The organism is uncultured Hyphomicrobium sp. (assembly GCF_902826555.1).
GTDB lineage: Bacteria > Pseudomonadota > Alphaproteobacteria > Rhizobiales > Hyphomicrobiaceae > Hyphomicrobium_C.
Genome location: NZ_CADEFI010000055.1, coordinates 1 through 19,155, shown reverse-complemented (window position 1 = coordinate 19,155; position 19,155 = coordinate 1). Strand labels below are relative to the sequence as shown.

Annotated in this window: 18 protein-coding genes; 7 read left to right on the top strand and 11 right to left on the bottom strand. The window is 63.8% G+C overall.

Annotation, left to right across the window (positions count from 1 at the left end; genetic code table 11):
* Positions 1-473 precede the first annotated feature (473 nt).
* Positions 474-623 (top strand): hypothetical protein, encoded by a 150-nt coding sequence (locus QZV93_RS16440; RefSeq protein WP_295559712.1) that lies wholly within the window; start codon positions 474-476, stop codon positions 621-623.
* Between the two features lie 58 nt (positions 624-681).
* Here QZV93_RS16440 and QZV93_RS16435 read toward each other — a convergent pair whose 3' ends face one another.
* The 5 genes from QZV93_RS16435 to QZV93_RS16415 form a co-directional block, all read right to left on the bottom strand.
* Positions 682-1,260 (bottom strand): hypothetical protein, encoded by a 579-nt coding sequence (locus QZV93_RS16435; RefSeq protein WP_295559711.1) that lies wholly within the window; start codon positions 1,258-1,260, stop codon positions 682-684.
* 58 nt (positions 1,261-1,318) lie between these two features.
* Positions 1,319-1,588 carry a hypothetical protein gene (locus QZV93_RS16430; protein WP_295559710.1) on the bottom strand — a complete coding sequence of 90 codons (270 nt, stop codon included), beginning with the start codon at positions 1,586-1,588 and terminating at the stop codon, positions 1,319-1,321.
* Positions 1,589-1,668: 80 nt separating this feature from the next.
* On the bottom strand, positions 1,669-2,796 hold the full coding sequence (locus tag QZV93_RS16425) for an AI-2E family transporter (protein ID WP_295559709.1): 1,128 nt from the start codon (positions 2,794-2,796) through the stop codon (positions 1,669-1,671).
* On the bottom strand, positions 2,780-4,423 hold the full coding sequence (locus QZV93_RS16420) for a GTPase (RefSeq protein ID WP_295559708.1): 1,644 nt from the start codon (positions 4,421-4,423) through the stop codon (positions 2,780-2,782). Before QZV93_RS16420 ends, QZV93_RS16425 begins: the two co-directional genes overlap by 17 nt.
* Positions 4,420-5,703, bottom strand: a complete 1,284-nt coding sequence (locus tag QZV93_RS16415) for a DUF697 domain-containing protein (RefSeq protein ID WP_295559707.1) — start codon at positions 5,701-5,703, stop codon at positions 4,420-4,422. The genes QZV93_RS16420 and QZV93_RS16415 overlap by 4 nt, the downstream gene beginning before the upstream one ends.
* A gap of 363 nt (positions 5,704-6,066) precedes the next feature.
* Here QZV93_RS16415 and QZV93_RS16410 point away from each other — a divergent pair, with 363 nt between their 5' ends.
* Positions 6,067-7,911 carry a CHASE3 domain-containing protein gene (locus QZV93_RS16410; protein WP_295559706.1) on the top strand — a complete coding sequence of 615 codons (1,845 nt, stop codon included), beginning with the start codon at positions 6,067-6,069 and terminating at the stop codon, positions 7,909-7,911.
* 84 nt (positions 7,912-7,995) lie between these two features.
* Here QZV93_RS16410 and QZV93_RS16405 read toward each other — a convergent pair whose 3' ends face one another.
* Entirely contained in the window at positions 7,996-9,045 is a 1,050-nt protein-coding gene (locus tag QZV93_RS16405; protein WP_295559705.1) for an AI-2E family transporter, read from the bottom strand.
* 333 nt (positions 9,046-9,378) lie between these two features.
* Here QZV93_RS16405 and QZV93_RS16400 point away from each other — a divergent pair, with 333 nt between their 5' ends.
* Positions 9,379-10,881 carry a hypothetical protein gene (locus tag QZV93_RS16400; protein WP_295559704.1) on the top strand — a complete coding sequence of 501 codons (1,503 nt, stop codon included), beginning with the start codon at positions 9,379-9,381 and terminating at the stop codon, positions 10,879-10,881.
* Positions 10,882-11,041: 160 nt separating this feature from the next.
* The gene (locus QZV93_RS16395; RefSeq protein WP_295559703.1) at positions 11,042-12,514 is read left to right on the top strand and encodes a PAS domain-containing methyl-accepting chemotaxis protein; all 1,473 of its coding nucleotides are present in this window, start codon (positions 11,042-11,044) and stop codon (positions 12,512-12,514) included.
* A gap of 38 nt (positions 12,515-12,552) precedes the next feature.
* Here QZV93_RS16395 and aroC read toward each other — a convergent pair whose 3' ends face one another.
* The 4 genes from aroC to QZV93_RS16375 all read right to left on the bottom strand — a co-directional run bounded on the left by aroC (position 12,553) and on the right by QZV93_RS16375 (position 16,270).
* Complete coding sequence (gene aroC, locus QZV93_RS16390) at positions 12,553-13,641, bottom strand: chorismate synthase (protein WP_295559702.1); 1,089 nt, start codon at positions 13,639-13,641, stop codon at positions 12,553-12,555.
* Positions 13,642-14,113: 472 nt separating this feature from the next.
* Positions 14,114-14,701 carry a histidine phosphatase family protein gene (locus tag QZV93_RS16385; RefSeq protein ID WP_295559701.1) on the bottom strand — a complete coding sequence of 196 codons (588 nt, stop codon included), beginning with the start codon at positions 14,699-14,701 and terminating at the stop codon, positions 14,114-14,116.
* Positions 14,702-14,760: 59 nt separating this feature from the next.
* A complete protein-coding gene (gene fabI, locus QZV93_RS16380; protein WP_295559700.1) occupies positions 14,761-15,609 on the bottom strand; it encodes an enoyl-ACP reductase FabI in 849 nt (282 codons plus the stop codon).
* 214 nt (positions 15,610-15,823) lie between these two features.
* Positions 15,824-16,270 (bottom strand): hypothetical protein, encoded by a 447-nt coding sequence (locus tag QZV93_RS16375; RefSeq protein ID WP_295559699.1) that lies wholly within the window; start codon positions 16,268-16,270, stop codon positions 15,824-15,826.
* Between the two features lie 145 nt (positions 16,271-16,415).
* On the opposite strand from QZV93_RS16375, the gene pdxH reads away from it, so the two are divergent.
* Entirely contained in the window at positions 16,416-17,060 is a 645-nt protein-coding gene (pdxH, locus tag QZV93_RS16370; RefSeq protein WP_295559698.1) for a pyridoxamine 5'-phosphate oxidase, read from the top strand.
* A gap of 237 nt (positions 17,061-17,297) precedes the next feature.
* Positions 17,298-18,329 (top strand): fatty acid desaturase, encoded by a 1,032-nt coding sequence (locus QZV93_RS16365; RefSeq protein WP_295559697.1) that lies wholly within the window; start codon positions 17,298-17,300, stop codon positions 18,327-18,329.
* 80 nt (positions 18,330-18,409) lie between these two features.
* On the opposite strand, the gene QZV93_RS16360 is transcribed toward QZV93_RS16365, so the two are convergent.
* Positions 18,410-18,628 (bottom strand): hypothetical protein, encoded by a 219-nt coding sequence (locus QZV93_RS16360; protein WP_295559696.1) that lies wholly within the window; start codon positions 18,626-18,628, stop codon positions 18,410-18,412.
* Between the two features lie 149 nt (positions 18,629-18,777).
* Here QZV93_RS16360 and QZV93_RS16355 point away from each other — a divergent pair.
* Positions 18,778-19,155, top strand: a 378-nt coding sequence (locus QZV93_RS16355) for a hypothetical protein (RefSeq protein WP_295559695.1), incomplete at its 3' end; no start/stop codon positions are given.

Below are 19,155 nucleotides of genomic sequence, written 5' to 3'. Positions count from 1 at the left end.
CCAGATTCCTAATCTGGGGGTCGCAGGTTCAAATCCTGCCGGGATCGCCAACGATTCCTTTCGCTCCGCCGCCTTGATGATCAGCCGGCCACCTCCTTGGAATAGGCCAGCATTGCGACATGGCTCGACGGCAGCTCGATTGCCGTCGCGGGATGCCGAATACTTCCGCAGGCAATCGCCAGCTTCGCCGTCGAGCGCCCGGGTCACGGCGGCGCTAAAGATAAAACAATCCGAGCCGCCGGCCGGGTGGGATACGCCAATATCGATACCTCGATCGACGGAGAGCCCGCCGATGCCTTCAATGGCTACTATCTCACGAGCCCACCTTCGTCGGAACGGGCGTGTCGTCGGCGGCGATGCGGTGATCGCTCCGTCGTACGACCGCGTTGCAGTTGGGAGCGGTCCGTTCCCGAGCTACAAGGTCTTCAACGCGTTCGTGGAGTACAAGCCGGAGCTTCCGTTCGATATTCACGTTGCGCGCCGATGTGCGCAATATCTTCGACGAGATGTATTCGGATCGCGCGAGCTACGGGCAGGAATGGATCAACGATCCATTGGAGCCAACCGTGCCGCTCTACGAGCCGGGTCGGTCGTTCCTGGTCACCGCCACGTCGAAATTCTAATAAGGTCTGCCCTCGGCGCGGCACTCAGCCCCGCCGGGGGCCGCACGGCGAGGGCTCCCTACGCGGCGGCCGCGGCTGACGCGGGTGCGTTTGTTACGGCGACGGAGGGATCCGGCGTATCGCCGGTCGCGTTTGTGTCTCCGCTTTCGTCTGGCCCTTCGCTCTCGGGGCTTTCGGCAAACTGCGAGATGACAAACGCTACGATGGCCAGGATGAAGATCAACGGCAGGTTTCGTCCCACTCCTCGCAACAATCCGGGGACCGCAACAGGTGCCGCGCTGGCCAGCAGAGATTTCAGCTCTGGCGTGAGAAGATCGCCGACATCCGAAACCTGCTCGTCGCTTGACCCCGTGGTCTCCGCTGCCTTCTCGGTTTCGGCCGCTCGCTCCTCTTGGGGTGCGCCCGTGCCGTTGATGCCGACGATGGCCACGGTGAGGAGGCTGACAACGGCGAAGAGCGCGGCCATCAGGGCGTAGCCCGTAATCTCGCCGTAGAGCTCGACGAGCTTGACCGTCAGCGCGGCCGTCGCAAATCCGGTGGCGATCAGCAGTGGCACGGCTACCATGGCGCGTGCCACGATTTTCGACACCGCTTGGTCAATCGAGCGCTCGGCACGCTTGAAAAGACCTTGGAACATTTAGCGGTTCTCCCCTCGGATCAGAGCAGGGTGCTGGCGAGCGCGGCTACGCCGATGCTTACGACTTCCACAAAGCGCCGATCACGAAGCCAACACCGGCGGCAATGGCGAGCGTCGTCAAAGGCTGGTCCTTCACGGACTTGTCGACTGCGGTCTTGAAGTTCTCGGCAACAACCTGGACCTGATCGCTGGCCTGGCGGCCCTGATTGGCGAGGTCTTGAACGGTCCGCTCAATTTTTTCGCTGGTTTTTTCCGCCAAGTTGACGGCCTTGTCGGCGAGCTCGTCTGCGGCGTTACGGGTGCTGGTGCTCGATGCGGGCTGGGCCATGTGAATGCTCCTCGGTTTGGTGGGGGCCGTTTGGGGCCCGGGTGCTAAACGCCGTATGGGGCCGTTGGTTTCATGCGATCTCAGCCCGGCAGCTCGGGTGCGTCTTCCGGGAAGAGATGGCGGAACGTCACGATGGTCGTCATCAGAATCGGGACGGCGACAAAGGCGCCAATGGGTCCCCACATCCAGGTCCAGAAGCCGATCGCGAGGAACACTGCGAACGGGTTCAACGTCATTCGACGCCCCATGAGTGCCGGCGTAATGAAGTGACCTTCGACCGTCGTCATGGCGACGTAGACGAGGGGCGCGACAATGGCTTCCGACGTGCTGGCAAACGTGAACAGACCGATCAGAAACAGGACGCCGACCATGATGGCGACGCCGATGTAGGGGATGTAATTGAGAACCGCGGCCAGAACGCCCCACAGCATGGGGTTAGGAAGCCCCACGGCGTAGGCCAGCATTGTCGTCACCAGGCCGAGGCACAGATTGACGATGGTGAAGGTGCCGAAATAGATCGTCGTGTTGCGTTCGACATCGGCAAAAATTCGGAGCGCCGTCAGTCTCGCTTCCCGGTTCGGCAGCACGAGAACAGACCGGTTTTTGATCTGCTTCTGGTAGATCATGTAAAAGATGAGCGCTCCCAGAAATAGAATGCCCTGGGTGACGGCGGGCGTCAGGATGGCAACGATGCTGCTGACGATGTTGCTGCCTTCCTCCACATGAAGGCCCGACCCTGCGCTTCCCGTGACCTGACCAATGGCGCTCGAAAGCTCCTTCAGGAAGTCGAGTGGTCCGGCCATGGACTGGAGCTTTTCGCGGATCATTGCGCCGAGCTCTGTGGCGCGGCCGAGCCAATAGGTGAGCGGTAGCGACAGCAGCGCGATGACGGACAATAGAACCGCGAGCATGGCCAGCGTGACCAGGCCGACCGCCGGAATGCGACCCAATCCGCGGCGCTCCAGCCAGCCGACAACCGGAAGGAGGATGTTGGCGACGACCCACGCCAGGATGACGGGGACTATGACCTCCTTCATCAGGTAAAGCGCGGCGAGAATAGCGAGCGCAAACAGGCCCGTGACGGAGACGTCGGCGATCAGCTGCCAGGTCTCGGCGGTCGACCGTTGCTCCGCTTCTTCCTCCCGGCGTTGATCCTCCTGAGCAGCGCGAAGTTTGGCGTTAGAGGTCACTTCAGCGGCTATTGTCATGGCTCTTACTCTGCATCGAGGCGTTGTTATTTTTCGAGGTGCCTGGGTCGCTGCGCTTGACCTCCTTCTTCAAGGCGCCCGCAATGGTGCGGCCCGCTCCGGCTGCCTGGGACCAGACCGATTTCCAGTTCCAGGCCGACTTGAGATCATGCAGTGCGCGCAGCAATTGCGCGCGGGTGGCTTCCGGAAGGGCGTCCGAGATGCGTTGCCAAACACGTTCGACGTTGTAGGCCTGCGTGGCGCTCGCGAGGCTCACAGGCACGGCCTCGTCGGCGGCGAATCCCAGGTCGACGGACGCCGCTGTTACGGCGTCGCGGATGTTGCGGGCCTTCTCCCGGCTGTTGTCGGATAAATCATAAGGAGGATCCCACTCGCCGAAGGGCCGCAGCCGATCGATATGTGTCGTTACGAGAATCATCGGGGGGCGCCGCCGGTTGAGGCGGGCGGAAAAGTGTGATCGCAAGGCGTCGAGTGCCTTGCGGTCGACGGCGCGGTCGGCGCGATGGGCGGCCACGACCCAGAGGATGAGGTCGCTGTCGGCTGCCTTCTTTACAAGCTCGCCGATCGCGCCGGGATCGGAGCCGAGGCCGGGACTGTCGATGATGATCGCAGCCGGGAGACCTTCGTGCTGAAGGACGTAGGGCGCGTAAACGGACGTGGCGGGCAGCGCGTCGGTGGCGGCGCGAAGCCCGTTTGCGAGCGTGTTGACGAGGCTCGATTTGCCGGCGCCGGTTTGGCCGGCTACGAGGATGCGCAAAGGCTCGGCCCGCGCCTCGCCAAGTGTCTCCTGATCGGCGACCGTTTTCTCGGACATATATCCCGTGAGTGCATCCGGCGAGATGCGCAGCCGGCCTCCGTAGAGATCGATGGCTGCGCGGCCGATCTCCTCGACGTAGGCCTCGGTCAGCCGGCGGGAAACGGCATCGCGTCCCCATTCCATCATGGCTTTCGAAAGCTGCTCGCGCGCCTCGTTGGCGGCGGCGGTCGCGGGATTGACGAGGCGGACAACCCGCCAGACATCATAAGCGCGCTCCGCCCAGTCGATGGCGCCGCGCCAGCGATAGACGGCGAGGGCCTGGGCGATCGTCAGGCGATCTCCGAACGGCACGCGCTCGAGCACGAACTGGCGCAGGCGCCGTGAGACCCGTTCGGTGATGGCAAGTGCCTCCGGGGTCGTGAACTGCCACAGCGGGTCCTGCCGATCGGCGTGAACGCGTTGAGCGACGACGGCGACGGTGTCCCGAGCGAGCTTCAGGAGATCGTCGGGGCTGGCGATGCCGTCGGGGTCGGTGCGCCGCGCCAGCGCTTTCACATCCTTCCAGGCTTGCTCTTCCGCAGGCGACCAGCCGAATTGCAAGGCATCGCGCGCCGTATCGTCCTCGAGTGGACGTTCCGTCGTTGGCGTTGCCGCGGAGTGCGGCTGCGGCAGGAGCCGTCGCTGGGCGATGTATACGATGGCGACGGAGGCGAGTGCAAATGCCGTCCAGTAGAGAAGCAGCCCATTCTGCCACAGCCAGAGGCTGCCGAGCGGGATCAGCGACAGGGCCGGGATGAGCAGGCCGATGGCGATGAGGATCAGTGACGCGGTGCGCCTGGCGCGGGTCGGCGTCGGTCGCGTGTTGCTCATGGGCGAGACCCGCCGTGCTGCTCGGGCACCCTGTTGCGGTCGCGGGCCATGCGGAACGCCTCGCGCAGGGCTTCCTGGTATGCGGCAGCGATTCCGCCGCGGTCCGTGGTTCCGAGGCGTCGGCTGTGGAGGTAATACACGGCCGCCTTGCCGAGCGCGTACGTGACGGCAAAGCTCGCGGCCGCCGATGCGGCGGCTCCGGCCGTCTGGCCGTAGACGGGCAGCAGCTTGGCGAGCTGGCGCAAGCCGATGCCGGCCGCGACCTTGGCCGCAGTTCCGGCGCCGATGGCGGCCGTGAGCTCGGTGTAGGCACGCCGGTCCCACTGAATGCCATATAGCCTTCCGAGCTGGCTCAGCATGCGCGCCTGAATGGTGGATGCGGCGATGGCGCCCGCGACAGGGATCGGAACGAGGTCACTGCCGGCTGCGGCCATGGCGTGGCCCATCACGACGGGGTCTGCGGAACGGGCTTTCGGGTCTACTTTGAAGCCGGGCATCGCCGCGAGCGCCGACAACATGCCCGCGGGGGCGACGATGGCGAGGGCTTCAGTCAGCGCGTCGAGGCCATAGTCGGCCGGAGGCAGGGCGTCCTCGGGTCGCGTGAGATCGATGGGCACGAACAGAAGGGCGCCGCGGCCCGGCAGCTTGTCGAAGAGCGTGCGTTGGTGGGCAAGAGCACGCATCAGATCGGGCGGGATGCGGGCGATCGCATCGCGTGGCGCGCTCGCCTCGAAGGCATAAGGCAGGATGTGGTCCCCGCCGGGAGGGTAGGCCTCGTGCAGGCTCGTTTGCGCGATTACGATCGGCCACTCGGGATGGCGCACTCGGATCTGTCTCACGGCTTCGAAGAGCGCGCGTTGGTCGGTGTCCATGGCGCGCATGGTCACGAGGACGATGTGGGCGGTGCGCTCGTTGAACGCCATATCCTCTGCGGGATCGTAGTCGACCTCGCCGAGCCCGCGTGTGTCGAGGAAACGCAAGACCGGCATGTCTTGCGGGAACGCGTAGAGGCGTGAGGTGCGTGTACATGGGCGGAATCCGTCGCCGATCTCGGCGTCACTGCTACCGGTAATCGCGCGGATGACCGACGTTTTTCCGCTCTGCACCTTGCCGAGCAGCCAAACGACGGGTGCATAGGAATGCGGCCGATCAGCTTCGTGCGGGTCGGCAGCCGACGCGTCGTCCGATCGGTGGGACTTTGCATCAGTTCGGGGCGGTCCTACGCTCTCGCCCGTTCCGCCGGGCAGCACGCCCTTCAGCGCTGCAGCCCACTTTGACATGGTGGAAGCCTCTCGCTCATGCCGAGTCAATTTAGAGGGTCAACCATCTCCCCCCGAGTGCGGCAAGAGCAAGAACGCGCGCCGGCCATTCTTGTTCCCTGGGAGCGTTCGAGTGTCTTCGAAGCGATCCAGAGCGCTCCAATCGATGGACGGCCGGCTTCCGAGATGCGCAAAAGCCAAGCCCATGCGTAACAAACATGACGGTTAGGAGCGTCCTTTCGTGGTTTATTCGTGATCTCCCTTCTATAGGGGATCTTCTTTCTTTTAACGCCAGATCCGGAGAGAGCGGCTCGGTGCCAGCTGGTGCCCTATAAATGCTCGTGTATGATCGAACTTGGAGGATTTTCCCGGGATCGAGGGTGAATGCCGCATAGAGTGAGCAAGGTGGTTGCGAGCCGCGTTCCAGAGGCGGCGGGCGCGATCCTTTTTTTGATCTTTGCGGCGACGCTTTGGATCGGCGGCCGTTACCTCGACCAATCGCGGTGGGTGCACCACACACTTGAAGTCGAGACGGCTCTGTCGGAGGCCTGGTCGCTTCTTCAGGATGCGGAGGTTGGCCAACGCAGCTTCGTCCTCACGGGCGACGAGGCGTTCCTCGCTCCGTATCTCGAAGCGAGGAGCAGGCTGCCCGTCGCGCTCGATCGCGTGGGCACCTTGATGATCGACAACCCCGACCAACTCCAAGCTTTGGCCGAGACGCGCCCCCTCATCGACGAGCGAATGGCATTCGCAGAAGAGACGATCAATCTCCGGCGCTCGCTCGGATTCGAGGCGGCCCGCGGGAAAGTCCTGACCGGCGAAGGCCGACGCCTGATGGACGGCATCGGCAACCGCTTCGATGCCATGAGCGAAGCCGAAAAAAAGCTTCTGATGGCGCGTGAAGCGGCGGCGTTGAGGACGGTTCGGGTTCTGGGCACGGCGGTCGGCCTGGCGTTCGTGGCGACGCTCGTCGCACTGGCGATTTGGATCGTGAATACGCGTCGTGGCGCGTCCAATCTCGCTGAAGCTCATCGATTGCTCACGGATTCCGTTGCGGAGCGCGACGCGGCCGAGCAACAGATCCGTCAGATGCACAAGGCGGAAGCCGTAGGAAACCTGACCGGCGGTATTGCGCACGACTTCAACAACATGCTGGCCGTTATCATCAGTGGTATCAGCTTAGCGAAAAAACGTTTGTCGAGGGGCGAGGAGGGGGCCAACGAGTTTCTCGACGGTGCGCTCGACGGCGCCAATCGGGCTTCCACGCTGGTCAAGCGGTTGCTCGCATTCTCGCGCCAGCAGCCTCTGGACCCGAAGCCGATCGACGCCAACAAGTTTGTCGCCGGAATTTCGGAGCTCATCCGGCGCGCTATCGGTGGATCGATCAATGTCGAGACCATTCTTGGTGGCGGTCTCTGGCTCACCCATGCGGACCCCGTGCAGCTGGAAAGCACCATACTCAATCTTTGCGTGAATTCACGCGATGCGATGCCGGATGGCGGCCGGCTCACGATCGAGACGGCAAACTGCCATTTGGACGATCACTATTCGCGTGCACATCCCGGGGTTCCTGCCGGGCAATACGTGCTGATCGCCGTCAGCGATACCGGAACGGGGATGACGCCTGAAGTGATGACCAAGGCCTTCGATCCCTTTTTCACGACGAAGGATCAGAGCAAGGGCACCGGACTCGGTCTCTCGCAGGTCTATGGGTTCGTCAAGCAGAGCGGCGGTCACGTGAAGGTTTATTCGGAGCTGCAGCAAGGCACGACGATGAAGATTTATCTGCCTCGCCATTATGCGGCGCCGGCAGCTCCAAATGAAATTCAGCTCCCGGCAAAAACCCGCAACGGAACCGAATCCATCCTCCTGGTGGAGGACGAGATCAGAGTTCTGGAGCTCACGGCAGCGGGGCTGCGTGAACTCGGCTATTCCGTGCGCGAAGCGCGGAGTGCGCAAGAGGCGCTCAAAGTGTTGAATGGCGATGCGGTTGTCGACCTGCTGCTCACCGACATCGTCATGCCGGAGATGAACGGCCGGAAACTCGCCGACGAGGCGGTGATCCTGAGGCCGGGGATCAAGGTGCTGTTCATGACCGGCTTCACCAAAAACGCCGTTGTGCACAATGGTGTGCTGGACCCTGGTGTGAATTTTCTGGCAAAGCCGTTTTCGCTCGAGGAGCTATCGGAAAAGTTGCGCACTGTGCTCGAGGCGGAGCAAGTCGGGTGAGAAGGTTTTGAGGCGCGGCCCGCATGACGGACCGTGCAAGACGGCTGAGGTGATGAGTTGTCCTCGGCGAAGGCGAAGTCTCGATCAGGTTGACGCGCCGGCTTTGGCTTCGGCGTGGCGTTCCCTTTCGGCGGGAATCTCGACGCGCTTGCCGAGCGCTTCGCGGACATAGAGCCGCCGGATCGCCACATCCGCCACGATGGCGAGCGGATAGCCGAGGAGAAATCCCAGCGGCCCGAACAGAATTCCCATGGCCACGGTCGCGAAAAGCCCGACAGCGGCCGGCAGCTCGACGACGCGTCCGACGACGAACGGCATGATGAGGTTGTTCTCGAGCTGCTGCACGACAACGGCAACTGCAAGCGCGGCAACCGTCAACTCCCACCCCTGCGCAGAGGCGAGAAGGAGTGCTGGTATCGCGCCAATAACCGGACCGGCGATGGGAATAAACTCGGTCGCGCCGGCGATCAAGCCGAGTGCCAGCGGGGAAGGAACGCCGACAAGCCACATGCCGATACCCGTCATCGCGCCGACAATGGCCATGGCGATGAGCTGCGCCTTGAGCCAGCGGCTGAGGGCAAACGCGCTGTCTTCGGTCGTCGACAATACGATTTTGCGCCAACGTTCCGGGAACAACGCGATGAAGCCGTTTCGGTAAGAGTTCGGTGCCGCGGCGAGATAGAGGCCGCCGACCACCACCAGGATGAAAGCCGCCACGGCTTCGACAATGCTGGATCCGATGGTCACGGCGCGCGCTGCGATCTCTCCGAGAGCGGAGCCGCCGAAATCCCTCGATAAAGAGTCGAAGTCGATGTCGAGCGCCTGGACCAGCGATCGAAATGCGGCGGGTGCGTTCTGAAGCACATATGCCGTTTGCTCCGAAAGCCGCGAGCCGAACTGAAACACGAGTGCAGCCGCAAGAAGGAGGATTAGAGCCGAGGTGAAAATGAGTGCAAATACCTCCCGCATGCCGGTGGCTTCGCAGATCGGCGCCATGAGGGCGCGCAGTGCGATCGCCGTCAGCACGGCTGCGAATATCAGGAGGAGAAGATCGGACAGCGTCCAGAGCGCGAGAGCCAATGCGCCGATCGCAAAGACCACCAAGACGCGACGTATGAACACCCAATCCGACACGGTTCGTGGCCTTGTGACTGAGACGCTCGCTTGACGGATTGCGCGCTGAGGCTCGCAGCCTGATAGCTGTAAACAGTTCGTGCCGGATTTTGTTTCATGGGTGGTGCCGTCACTGTGCGCACGCGGTGGGCCGTGGCCCCTAGCTGAAATGTGCGGGGGTGGGCGAACAGATCGGAGTATTTGCATGCGGAAGGTTGTCTTTGGACGCGCTTATCCGATGAGATGCGTCTAAGTGATCCATTTGATTACAAAATTCTTGTCTGCATTGCCGTAAATGTGCCCAGGTCTGGCGGGTATCTGAACCCGAATCCGAAGCTGTCGGGGCAGGGGCCGATGCGACTCTCCACATCTCGCGGCATTGCCGTGCTGCTGATCGCCGCCACGACGGCTTCCATGGTTTCCGGCCGTGCGGGGGCAGATGAGCTGCTCGTCATGCCTTATTCGTGCCGGGTGGTCGGCGGGCGGCCCGTGCTGACCCCGTCCGAAGACCAGGGCCATGCCGTGATTGGGCGGCGCGAGCAGCAGGAGTTCCAGGCCTGTTCGCGCATCAATCCCGACATGTGCCGCAAGTGGACCGTGCATCGGTTCGACCTCGATTGCGATGGCGTGCGCGTTCCCTGGATGTCGGTCGCCGCGGCTGCGGACGCGCATCAAGGGGGGCGCAGTCACGTCGCGAACGGGCGCCTCGAGATTGAGATGCCGCCGCAATGGGACATGCCGGCCAATGCGCCTTGCGCGAGATTGGAGGAGCGCGAGCTGCGGCGGCCGGATGGTGCATTTCGCCGCTACTGTGAAGAGCGCATGGCCGAGGCGCCGCCCGCTATCGTTGCTATGCCTCGAGGGTTCGCGCCGATGCTCGGCATCGACGGCATCTTTGTCGCCGCGTCTTCGAAGCCGCCGAAGGCGATTGCGAAGGCGTCACCTCCCGGTGGGGTTGCTCCGCCGGTCGAGAAGGCGGCCCGTGCGGAGCCGCTTCCTGCCGCTCCGGAGCGCGCAAGCCGCCCGGTGGAAAAAGCCCCAGTTTCTCCGCCTCCTCCTCCCGTGCCAGCGACCGCGCCCAAGGAGGCGTCCTCGGACGCATCGGCAGCGGGCAGTGCGGTTGCCGGCGCGGCCCCTCTCATTCCCAAGATCATCAACGGAGAGGGTGCTTCGCCGGTGGAGTCTCCCGCCGACGCCAACGCTACAAAAGCGGAACCATCGCCCGCGCCTTCGGCTTCGACTTCGGCTCAAAGCCCACCGGTTGCGGAGCTGCACGTGCCGCCTGCTGAAACTCTACCGTCACCGCCCGCGGATCCCGATGCCGGTCTGACATCCGCTATTCCCGTGACTGTCGTCCGCGTCCCCGGACATGTCGATGCCGGGCTTCTCGCGGCGGGAGGCGTCGCAGCTTTGGCGCTGCTGGCGGCCGCGGTCGCGTATCGGCGGCGGCGTGCGCGATCCCTTTCGCCTCTCTCCCGCGATATTGCCGCCGTTTCCTTTGACGCGCGCACCTCGCCGGGGAATCCTGCGACGCTCGGCATGCTGCCCGCCGTGATCCCACCGACTGCGCCGGGACGCGAGCTCGAACCGCCATCCAGTTTGCCGCCAGGGCCGCCGGCTCCTGTCGGCGATGCCGTTCCGCGCACCCGCGAAGAGGCGCTCGGCGTGCTCGGTATCGGCGTTGCGCCGGACCTCAACGAGGTGGCAATCAAGAAGATCATCGACGGTCTGCGGCTGGCTTGGAACCCCGATCATGCGCGCGACGCGGCCGACCGGGCGATGCGCGAAGTGCGGCTGAAACAGCTCAACGTGGCGTGGGATATTCTCGCCGGCCGGGGAGCCGGATCGCCGAGCTGACGGCTTCGTTCTGTTCGTTATCCTTGATATTATCGTGCACCGACGCATCGCGCTTCGGTTGCGTATTTACTGAAATGCAACCGCGAATCAGCTCACTGATCTTGTTACGCCGCGAACCCTGGCGGGTCGGCAGCAACGCGAGATTGGAAGGGCTTGCGCGATGTTTTCCCAAAAGCAGAACGAGCTTCAAGCGAAGCTCGATGCACTCGACCGCTCTCAGGCCGTCATCGAGTTCAATCTCGATGGGACGATCGTGACTGCGAACCAGAACTTTCTCGACGCCGTGGGTTACACGCTGGCCGAGGTCCAGGGCCGGCATCACAGCCTCTTCGTCTCGCCCGAGGAGCGTGCAAGTCCGGCCTATGCGCAGTTCTGGGCCGGCCTCAACAGGGGCGAGTTCCGGTCTGCCGAGTACAAGCGTGTCGGCAAAGGGGGCCGCGAAATCTGGATCCAGGCGACCTACAATCCCTTGTTCGATGACCATAAGAAACCCTATAGGGTCGTCAAGTTCTGTACCGACGTCACCGCGCGCAAGCTCCAGACTGCGGATTTCGAGGGGCAGATTGCGGCGATCGACAAGTCGAGCGCGGTGATCCATTTCGATCTCGATGGCACCATACAGAGCGCGAACCCGAACTTCCTCGCCGCCGTCGACTACACGCTGGACGAGATCAAAGGCCGGCATCACCGTATGTTCGTCGCCGAAGCGGAGCGCGCGAGTGCCGCATACCTGGCGTTCTGGGAGGCGCTGAAGCGCGGCGAGTTCCAGGCGGGGCAGTTCCGTCGCATCCGCAAGGGCGGCGGAGAGCTGTGGCTGCAGGCAACCTACAATCCGATCTTCGATCCGTCTGGCCGTCCGTTCAAGGTGGTCAAGTTCTGTACCGACATCACGCGACAGGTCGAAATGAAGGTGGCGCTCAAGCAGACGATCGACGTCGATCTCGGCAAGGTCTCCGATGCCATCTCCGAGACGACACGGCAGATCGCGAGCGCCGCCAATTCCTCTTCGCAGACATCCGCCAACGTGCAGGCTGTCGCATCGGCCGCGGAAGAACTCGTGCAATCGGTGCGCGAGATCAGCCGGCGGGTCGACGAGGCGGCGCGTGTCACGAACAACGCGGTCGCGCTCGGCAAAAGGACCAATGAGATCGTGGGCGGGCTGGCTGGCTCCGCCGATCGCATCGGGCAGGTGGTCAATCTGATCAATACCATCGCATCTCAAACCAATCTTTTGGCGCTCAACGCTACCATCGAGGCTGCGCGCGCTGGCGAAGCGGGCAAGGGATTTGCTGTGGTGGCGTCCGAGGTGAAGACGCTTGCCAGTCAGACGGCGAAGGCCACGGCAGAGATCGGGGCGCAGATCGGCACTGTTCAGGACGGGACGGGAAACGCCGTCATGGCCATCCAGGAGATCACGGTCGTCATCAACTCGATCAACGATATCGCGACCGGCATCGCGGCTGCGATCGAGGAGCAGAGCGCAGTCACTCAGGAAATCTCGTCCAACATGATTACGGCGTCCAACAGCGTCCAAGCCATGACCGACAACATGACGAAGATCGTCAATGCGACGGAATCCGCCAACGATTCGACGCGCAAGATCATGGAGGCGTCGAAGACGCTCGTCGCCTAGCGAACGGGTGTCGGGCGTCCGCTTTACCGCACGGCCGCTCAGCCGACTTGCGCGCGATGGCGGAGGAGGTGGTCGGCGAGGACGAGGGCCATCATGGCTTCGCCTACCGGCACGGCGCGGATGCCGACGCACGGATCGTGGCGGCCCTTGGTGACGATCTCCGTCTCGTGGCCTTTAGCGTCGATGGTCTGGCGCGGAGTGAGGATTGATGACGTGGGCTTGACGGCAAAGCGGCAGACGACCGGCTGTCCGGTCGAGATGCCGCCCAGGATGCCGCCGGCATTGTTGGAGAGGAAGCGCGGCTTGCCGTCCGGGCCGATGCGGATCTCGTCGGCGTTGGCCTCGCCGGTCAGCTCGGCTGCGCCCATGCCGGCGCCGATCTCGACGCCCTTCACCGCGTTGATACTCATCATGGCGGACGCGAGGTCCTGGTCGAGCTTGCCGTAGATCGGTGCACCGAGGCCCACCGGCACTCCTTCCGCCACCACCTCGATGATGGCGCCCACGGAGGAGCCGTTCTTGCGCACGCCATCGAGGTAGGTGCTCCATTCGGGCACCATGCAGGGATCGGGCGAGAAGAACGGATTGGAGTTGACGGTTTCCCAGTCCCAGCGTGAGCGGTCGACCTTGAGCTCGCCGACCTGCACCAGCGCGCCGCGAATGACCACTTCGGGGCCGAGCACCTTGCGGGCGATGGCTCCGGCAGCAACGCGCATGGCCGTTTCGCGAGCGGAGGAGCGTCCGCCGCCGCGAAAATCGCGGATGCCGTACTTGGCCCAGTACGTGTAGTCGGCGTGGCCGGGGCGGAACGCCTCCTTGATCTCGCCGTAGTCCTTGCTGCGCTGATCCGTGTTGTGGATCAGGAGCGAGATCGGCGTGCCGGTTGTCACCTGCTGGCCTTCCGCATTGGGGAAGACACCGGAGAGAATCTCGACGGCGTCGGCCTCGCGGCGCTGGGTGGTGAAGCGCGATTGGCCGGGCTTGCGCCGGTCGAGATGAACCTGGATCTCGTCAGCCGTCAGCGGAATGCCCGGCGGGCAACCGTCCACAACGCAGCCGATGGCTGCGCCGTGGCTTTCGCCCCAGGTCGTCATGCGGAAGAGATGGCCGAAGGTGTTGTGTGACATGGCCGCCGCTTTGCGGGCTGCTCTGACGGGCTGCCCGGAGATTCAATTCGATAGCATCGGCAACTTTTCGCAGTCGCCCGCACTACCCGCCCACTCATAAGTGGGTGGGAGCCGGGGAGCAAGAAAGGACATCGCTCGGAATTGTTTTGCAACACGCCGCGACGCAGGTAAGCAGGCTATTGCCCTGCGTTTGTGCGTTCCCGAAAGGAGGCTGCATACGACGCACGGGGGCCGCTTCCGGCGCATTGTCCGGGGCGGCGCTCAAGGGTGGAATGTGCCGCGTCTTTGTGTTTCAGCGGATCGCTCCTCACGGTCTGAGCAACCGTGGTCGAGAGATCTGCACCTTGTTGTTTGCATGAGAAGAGCCGGAGCAGCCGCTGCTCCGGCTCTTCTTTTTTGTTTTCCGAGCGGCGGACGCCGAAGCGACGAGCCCCCTCACCCTATCCCTCTCCCAAGGGAGAGGGGAATTGGATCAGAGCCAGCGCATTGCGCCGGGCGTTAGGATCAGCACCCGGTCCTGGGGGCTTTCGAGGCTCGGGATCAGCTCGGGGTCTAGCCCCAGCACATGGGCGCGCAGGCAGCGCGAGACGCCGCCGTGCGAGACGACGACACAGTCCTTGCGGACGTTCGCGGCCCAGCCCGTCACGCGGGCGAGGAGGTCGGCGTAGCTCTCGCCGCCGTCGGGGCGCCAGCCAAAGGCATCCTTTTTGCGCGCCGCAACGGCGTCGCGGTCGTTTGCCAGGATGTCGTCCTGGAGCGTGCCTTCCCAGACGCCGTATGAGAGCTCGATCAAACGCGGGTCGATGGCGTAGGCCTCGGGCGCAAGGCCGAGCTCACCACGCAGGATCTGCATGGTCTCGCGTGTGCGGCTCAGCGGGCTGGCGATGAACTCGGCTTCGGCAATGGCGGGCAAGTAAGCGCGGAGTGCGATGCCGTTGCGGTGTGCCTGTGCGCGGCCGGTCTCGTTGAGCGGGATGTCCTTCTGGCCCTGATAGCGCCGGTCACGATTCCAGTCCGTCTCGCCGTGGCGGATGAAATAGATCGTGGGGTGGTCCGGCATGGAATGATCTTGCCAAAACGGTGCCCGCAAGATCGAACGACCAATGCGCGGCGCCGATGTCAGGGGTCGTTCTTGACGACTGAGATATCGGGCGCGTCCTCGTTCTTCATGCCCTGCACGTGATAGCCGGCGTCCACGTGATGGACTTCACCCGTCACGCCCTTCGAGAGGTCGGACAGGAGGTAGACACCAGCGCCGCCGACGTCCTCAATGGTGACCGTGCGGCGGAGCGGCGAATTGTACTCGTTCCATTTCAATATGTAGCGGAAGTCGGAAATTCCAGCGGCGGCGAGCGTCTTGATGGGGCCAGCAGAGATGGCGTTGACGCGGATGGCGTTCTTGCCGAGGTCGGAGGCGAGATAGCGCACGGATGCTTCAAGCCCGGCCTTGGCGACGCCCATGACGTTGTAGTGCGGCATGACCTTCTCGGCTCCGTAGTACGTCAGCGTGACGATGGAGCCGCCGTTGGTCATCAGCTTTTCGGCGCGCTGGGCGAGGGCCGTCAGCGAGAAAACCGAAACCAGCATGGTCTGGGTGAAGTTAGCTTCCGTCGTGTCCACGTAGCGGCCGTCGAGTTCGTTCTTGTCCGAGAACGCAATGGCGTGGACGAGGAAGTCCAGGCGGCCCCAGGTCTTGGCCAATTCGGCGAAAAGGGCGTCCATGGAGGCTTTGTCGGCCACGTCGCACGGGAGAACGACCTTGGAGCCCAGCTCGGCGGCGAGCGGCTCGACACGCTTTTTCAGTGCATCGCCCTGGTAGGTCAGTGCCACCTCGGCGCCCTGAGCCACGACGGCCTTGGCAATGCCCCAGGCGATGGAGCGGTTGTTCGCGACGCCCATGATGAGGCCGCGCTTGCCAGCCATAAATGTGCCGGCAAGTTGTCCTGCTCCCGACGCCGTTTCGGTCATTTTCTCGCGATCCCTTTGTGCGGAAATTTGCGCGCATCCTACACAAAAGGAAATGCGGGTCCAGATGGCGGCTAAGCCGCATCCTCAACGGGCCCGCGGGCGGCGGACGGGCGCAAGGAGACGGGCCTTGCCCGGATCGGGCAGGCGTCAATAAAACCTTTTTTTGTCATGTGGTTAGCTAAATCTACGGCCTCGCCCGCGGTTATGCCCGTGCTCAACCTTCGAGTACCCAGCGGCGATTGGAGGCGCGGCAGGCGACACCTTCGGCGGTTCTTGTTTTGTAGCCGGTCGTCAAGAGCACGACGACATGGCGGCAAAGCGCGCCCGTCGCGTTGCGGAAGGAACTCGTGGGGCGCACGATGCCCGAAAGGCGCCCGTTGGAACGCTTCCATACGAAGGGCGAGCCGTCGTCCATGCGGCTCAAACCGACCTGGATGCTCTCGAGGGCGGCGATCTCGTCGGCCTCGTCGAGGACGCTTCCGAAGTCGGCGAACTTGGGGCGCATGGCCTTGCGCTCGGCCTCGGGGCATGTGCAGGTGGGCGCGCCGGACGGGCGCTCCGCTGCGAACGCCGGGTTTTCCGAAAGGAACACGAGGGCCATCAGCAGCACGGCGGTTGCGACTGCCAGAACGACGGTTTCCAAAGCGGGGACGTGACGCATGACAGAACTCCTGGACACGACAAACACGCTGCCCGCCCGTACTGGGGGAGGCCTGCCCCTGCATCGTGGCCGATCGTGGTTAAAAGGTGCTAAAGGTGCGTCCCGATTTTTGAGGCGCAGGACGCACACAGCAGGCAGGTCATAGGTGGGCGAGGACTTTCAGGACGAGAGCGGGACACCCGACTTCACGGCTGCAGAGGATCCCTTTGCGTTGTTCGAGGCCTGGCTCGTGGAGGCGACGGCATCCGAACCCAACGACCCGACGGCCATGGCGCTCGCGACCGTCGACGAGGCGGGACTGCCGAACGTGCGTATGGTGCTTCTCAAGGGCGTCGATGGCGCAGAGCATCCCGAGCGCGGGTTCGTCTTCTACACGAACCTTGAAAGTGCAAAGGGACGGGAGCTTGCTGCGTCGGGCAAGGCGGCGGTTCTGTTTCATTGGAAGAGCCTGCAACGGCAGGTCCGCGCACGAGGCAGCGTCACGGCCGTTTCGCCGGAGGAAGCTGACGCGTACTTCGCAACGCGCCCGCGCCTGTCGAGGATCGGCGCATGGGCTTCCGACCAGTCGCGTGCGCTCGAAAGCCGTCTCGCGTTCGAGAAGAAAATCGCCCAGTACACGGCCAAGTTTGGCATCGGCGACATTCCGCGCCCGCCGCATTGGTCCGGCTTTCGTCTGACACCCGTCGAGATTGAGCTCTGGCACAACCGGCCATTCCGCCTGCACGACCGGGTGGTATTCCGGCGCCAAGGCGCCACCGAGCCGTGGACGAAAGCGCGGCTCTACCCGTGAGGCTGCCTGGTTTCGCAGCACTTACTTCGTGAAAACTCTGTGACGAATGTGTCATTGCGTGCGCTGCACCATGGTGAATTTGGTGCTCTTCGGGCAATGACTTGGCTTTTTATGTACCAGGGCCGTGGAATTTCTCGGCGCCACTTGCGGAATGCGCGGTGTCCTGCAAGTGTGCCCCGGCAACACAGGGGAGTCGCCTCGGCGGGCGGGCTCGACCGCGAATTCACGGGGGGACACTTGGCAAACCTACTCGCGTCCGATCCGTCGGCGGCGCCGGCCAAGGCGCGCGATTGGATCGAGATCCTGCAGCGCTATCGCCAGCCTGATCTCAAGCGCAGCGTTTTTGAACTCTTCGTCACGCTCGTACCTTTTGCCTTGCTCTGGGCTGCCGCCTGGGCAGCGCTTGGGGTCGGGTATTGGCTCACGCTGCTGATTGCCATTCCGGCAGCTTTCTTTCTGGTGCGCGTATTCCTGATCCAGCACGACTGCGGACACGGGGCACTGTTCCGGAAGAAGCTTACCAACGACTGGGTCGGCCGCGTCATGGGCGTGCTGACGCTCACGCCCTACGACGCGTGGAAGCGCAGCCATGCCATCCATCATGCCACTCACGGCAGCCTGGAAGATCGCGGAACGGGAGACATCGATACGTTGACGGTACGCGAATACCGCGCGCTTTCGCCATGGCGCCGGTTCCTTTACCGGACGTACCGGCATCCGTTGATCCTGTTCGGAGTGGGGCCTGCGCTTTTGTTCGTCGTCCAGCACAGGCTGCCGTTCAGTATGCTCAAGGGTGCAGACTGGCGCTCGTGGGCGAGCGTCATCGGAACCAACATCGGGCTGATCGTCCTCTTCGGGGCGATGATATGGCTCGTCGGCTGGAAGCCGTTTCTTGCCGTGGAGCTGCCGATCGTCATCATCGCGTCGTCGATCGGTGTGTGGCTGTTCTATATCCAGCATCAGTTCGAGGATACGATCTGGGACGAGAAGCAGGAGTGGAATGTGCATGAGGCGGCTTTGCACGGCAGCTCGCACTACGATCTGCCGGGCGTGCTGCCGTGGCTTACGGCCAACATCGGCGTGCACCACGTCCACCACCTCTACAGCCGCATTCCCTACTATCGGCTGCCGCAGGTGCTGCGGGATTTCCCGGAGCTCGCCAATGTGCATCGCATCACGCTCTGGGAGAGCTTCAAGTGCGTGAAGCTCAGGCTTTGGGACGAGAACCAGCGCCGCTTGGTCGCGCTGGCCGATGTCGCAGTGGCCTGAAGCCAAGCCATTCCAAATTCAAAACGGCCGCTCGATGGAGCGGCCGTTTTTTTTTTGCATTTCGTGAGCGGGGCAACGCGTCAGGCGCGCTCGATGGCCTTGATGGGGCCGCGCGGCCGGCCGGAACGCTCGGCGATCTCGCGATCCTGCTCTTCGATGGCGGCGCGTGCCGGCTCGTCGCCGTCGAGACCTCCGAGGAGGTCACTCGGCACCTTGCGGTTCGAGGTTTGCGAGCCGTCCTGGTAGACGACGTTGAAGAGCACGAACTCGGCTTTCGGGTTAGGTTTCTTGCGCGCCATAGATCCTCTCCATTGCATGGGCGAACCGCCGGACGCGACGTTGGCGCGCGTCGGCCGTTGCCGTTCTATCGAATTCCGTCGCTCGCCTCTCGTCAGCCGGCGTCGCGGCCGCGGCGCGCGCCGTCGACGCTCTGCCGCTGGGGACGCTCGTGCCCGCCGTTGCCGCGGCCGCGATGGCCCCGTTGCTCGTTGCCGTGCGGCCGCCCGTGGTGATGAGCCCGATCCTGCTCGCGACGGGGTCCATGCGCGGGGCGGGCGAGGAAGCCGACATCCTGAAGCGCGCGGGGTGCATCCGCCTCGCCACGCGGCGCGTCGGGACGGCGCTGCTCTTGCCCGCGGCGATGATCGGCGGCGTCGCGACGCCCGCCTCCGTTGGCGGCATGGGTGTTGCGCTGGTCGCGCTGACGGCTCCCATCGTGAGCGTGCTCGCGGCGCTCGCCGCGTGCCTCCGGCCGCTGTTCCTGTCGGCCGTGCCGGTCACGGCCGCGCGGTTCCTGCTCGCGACGCTGCTCGCGCTCGCCGCGGCC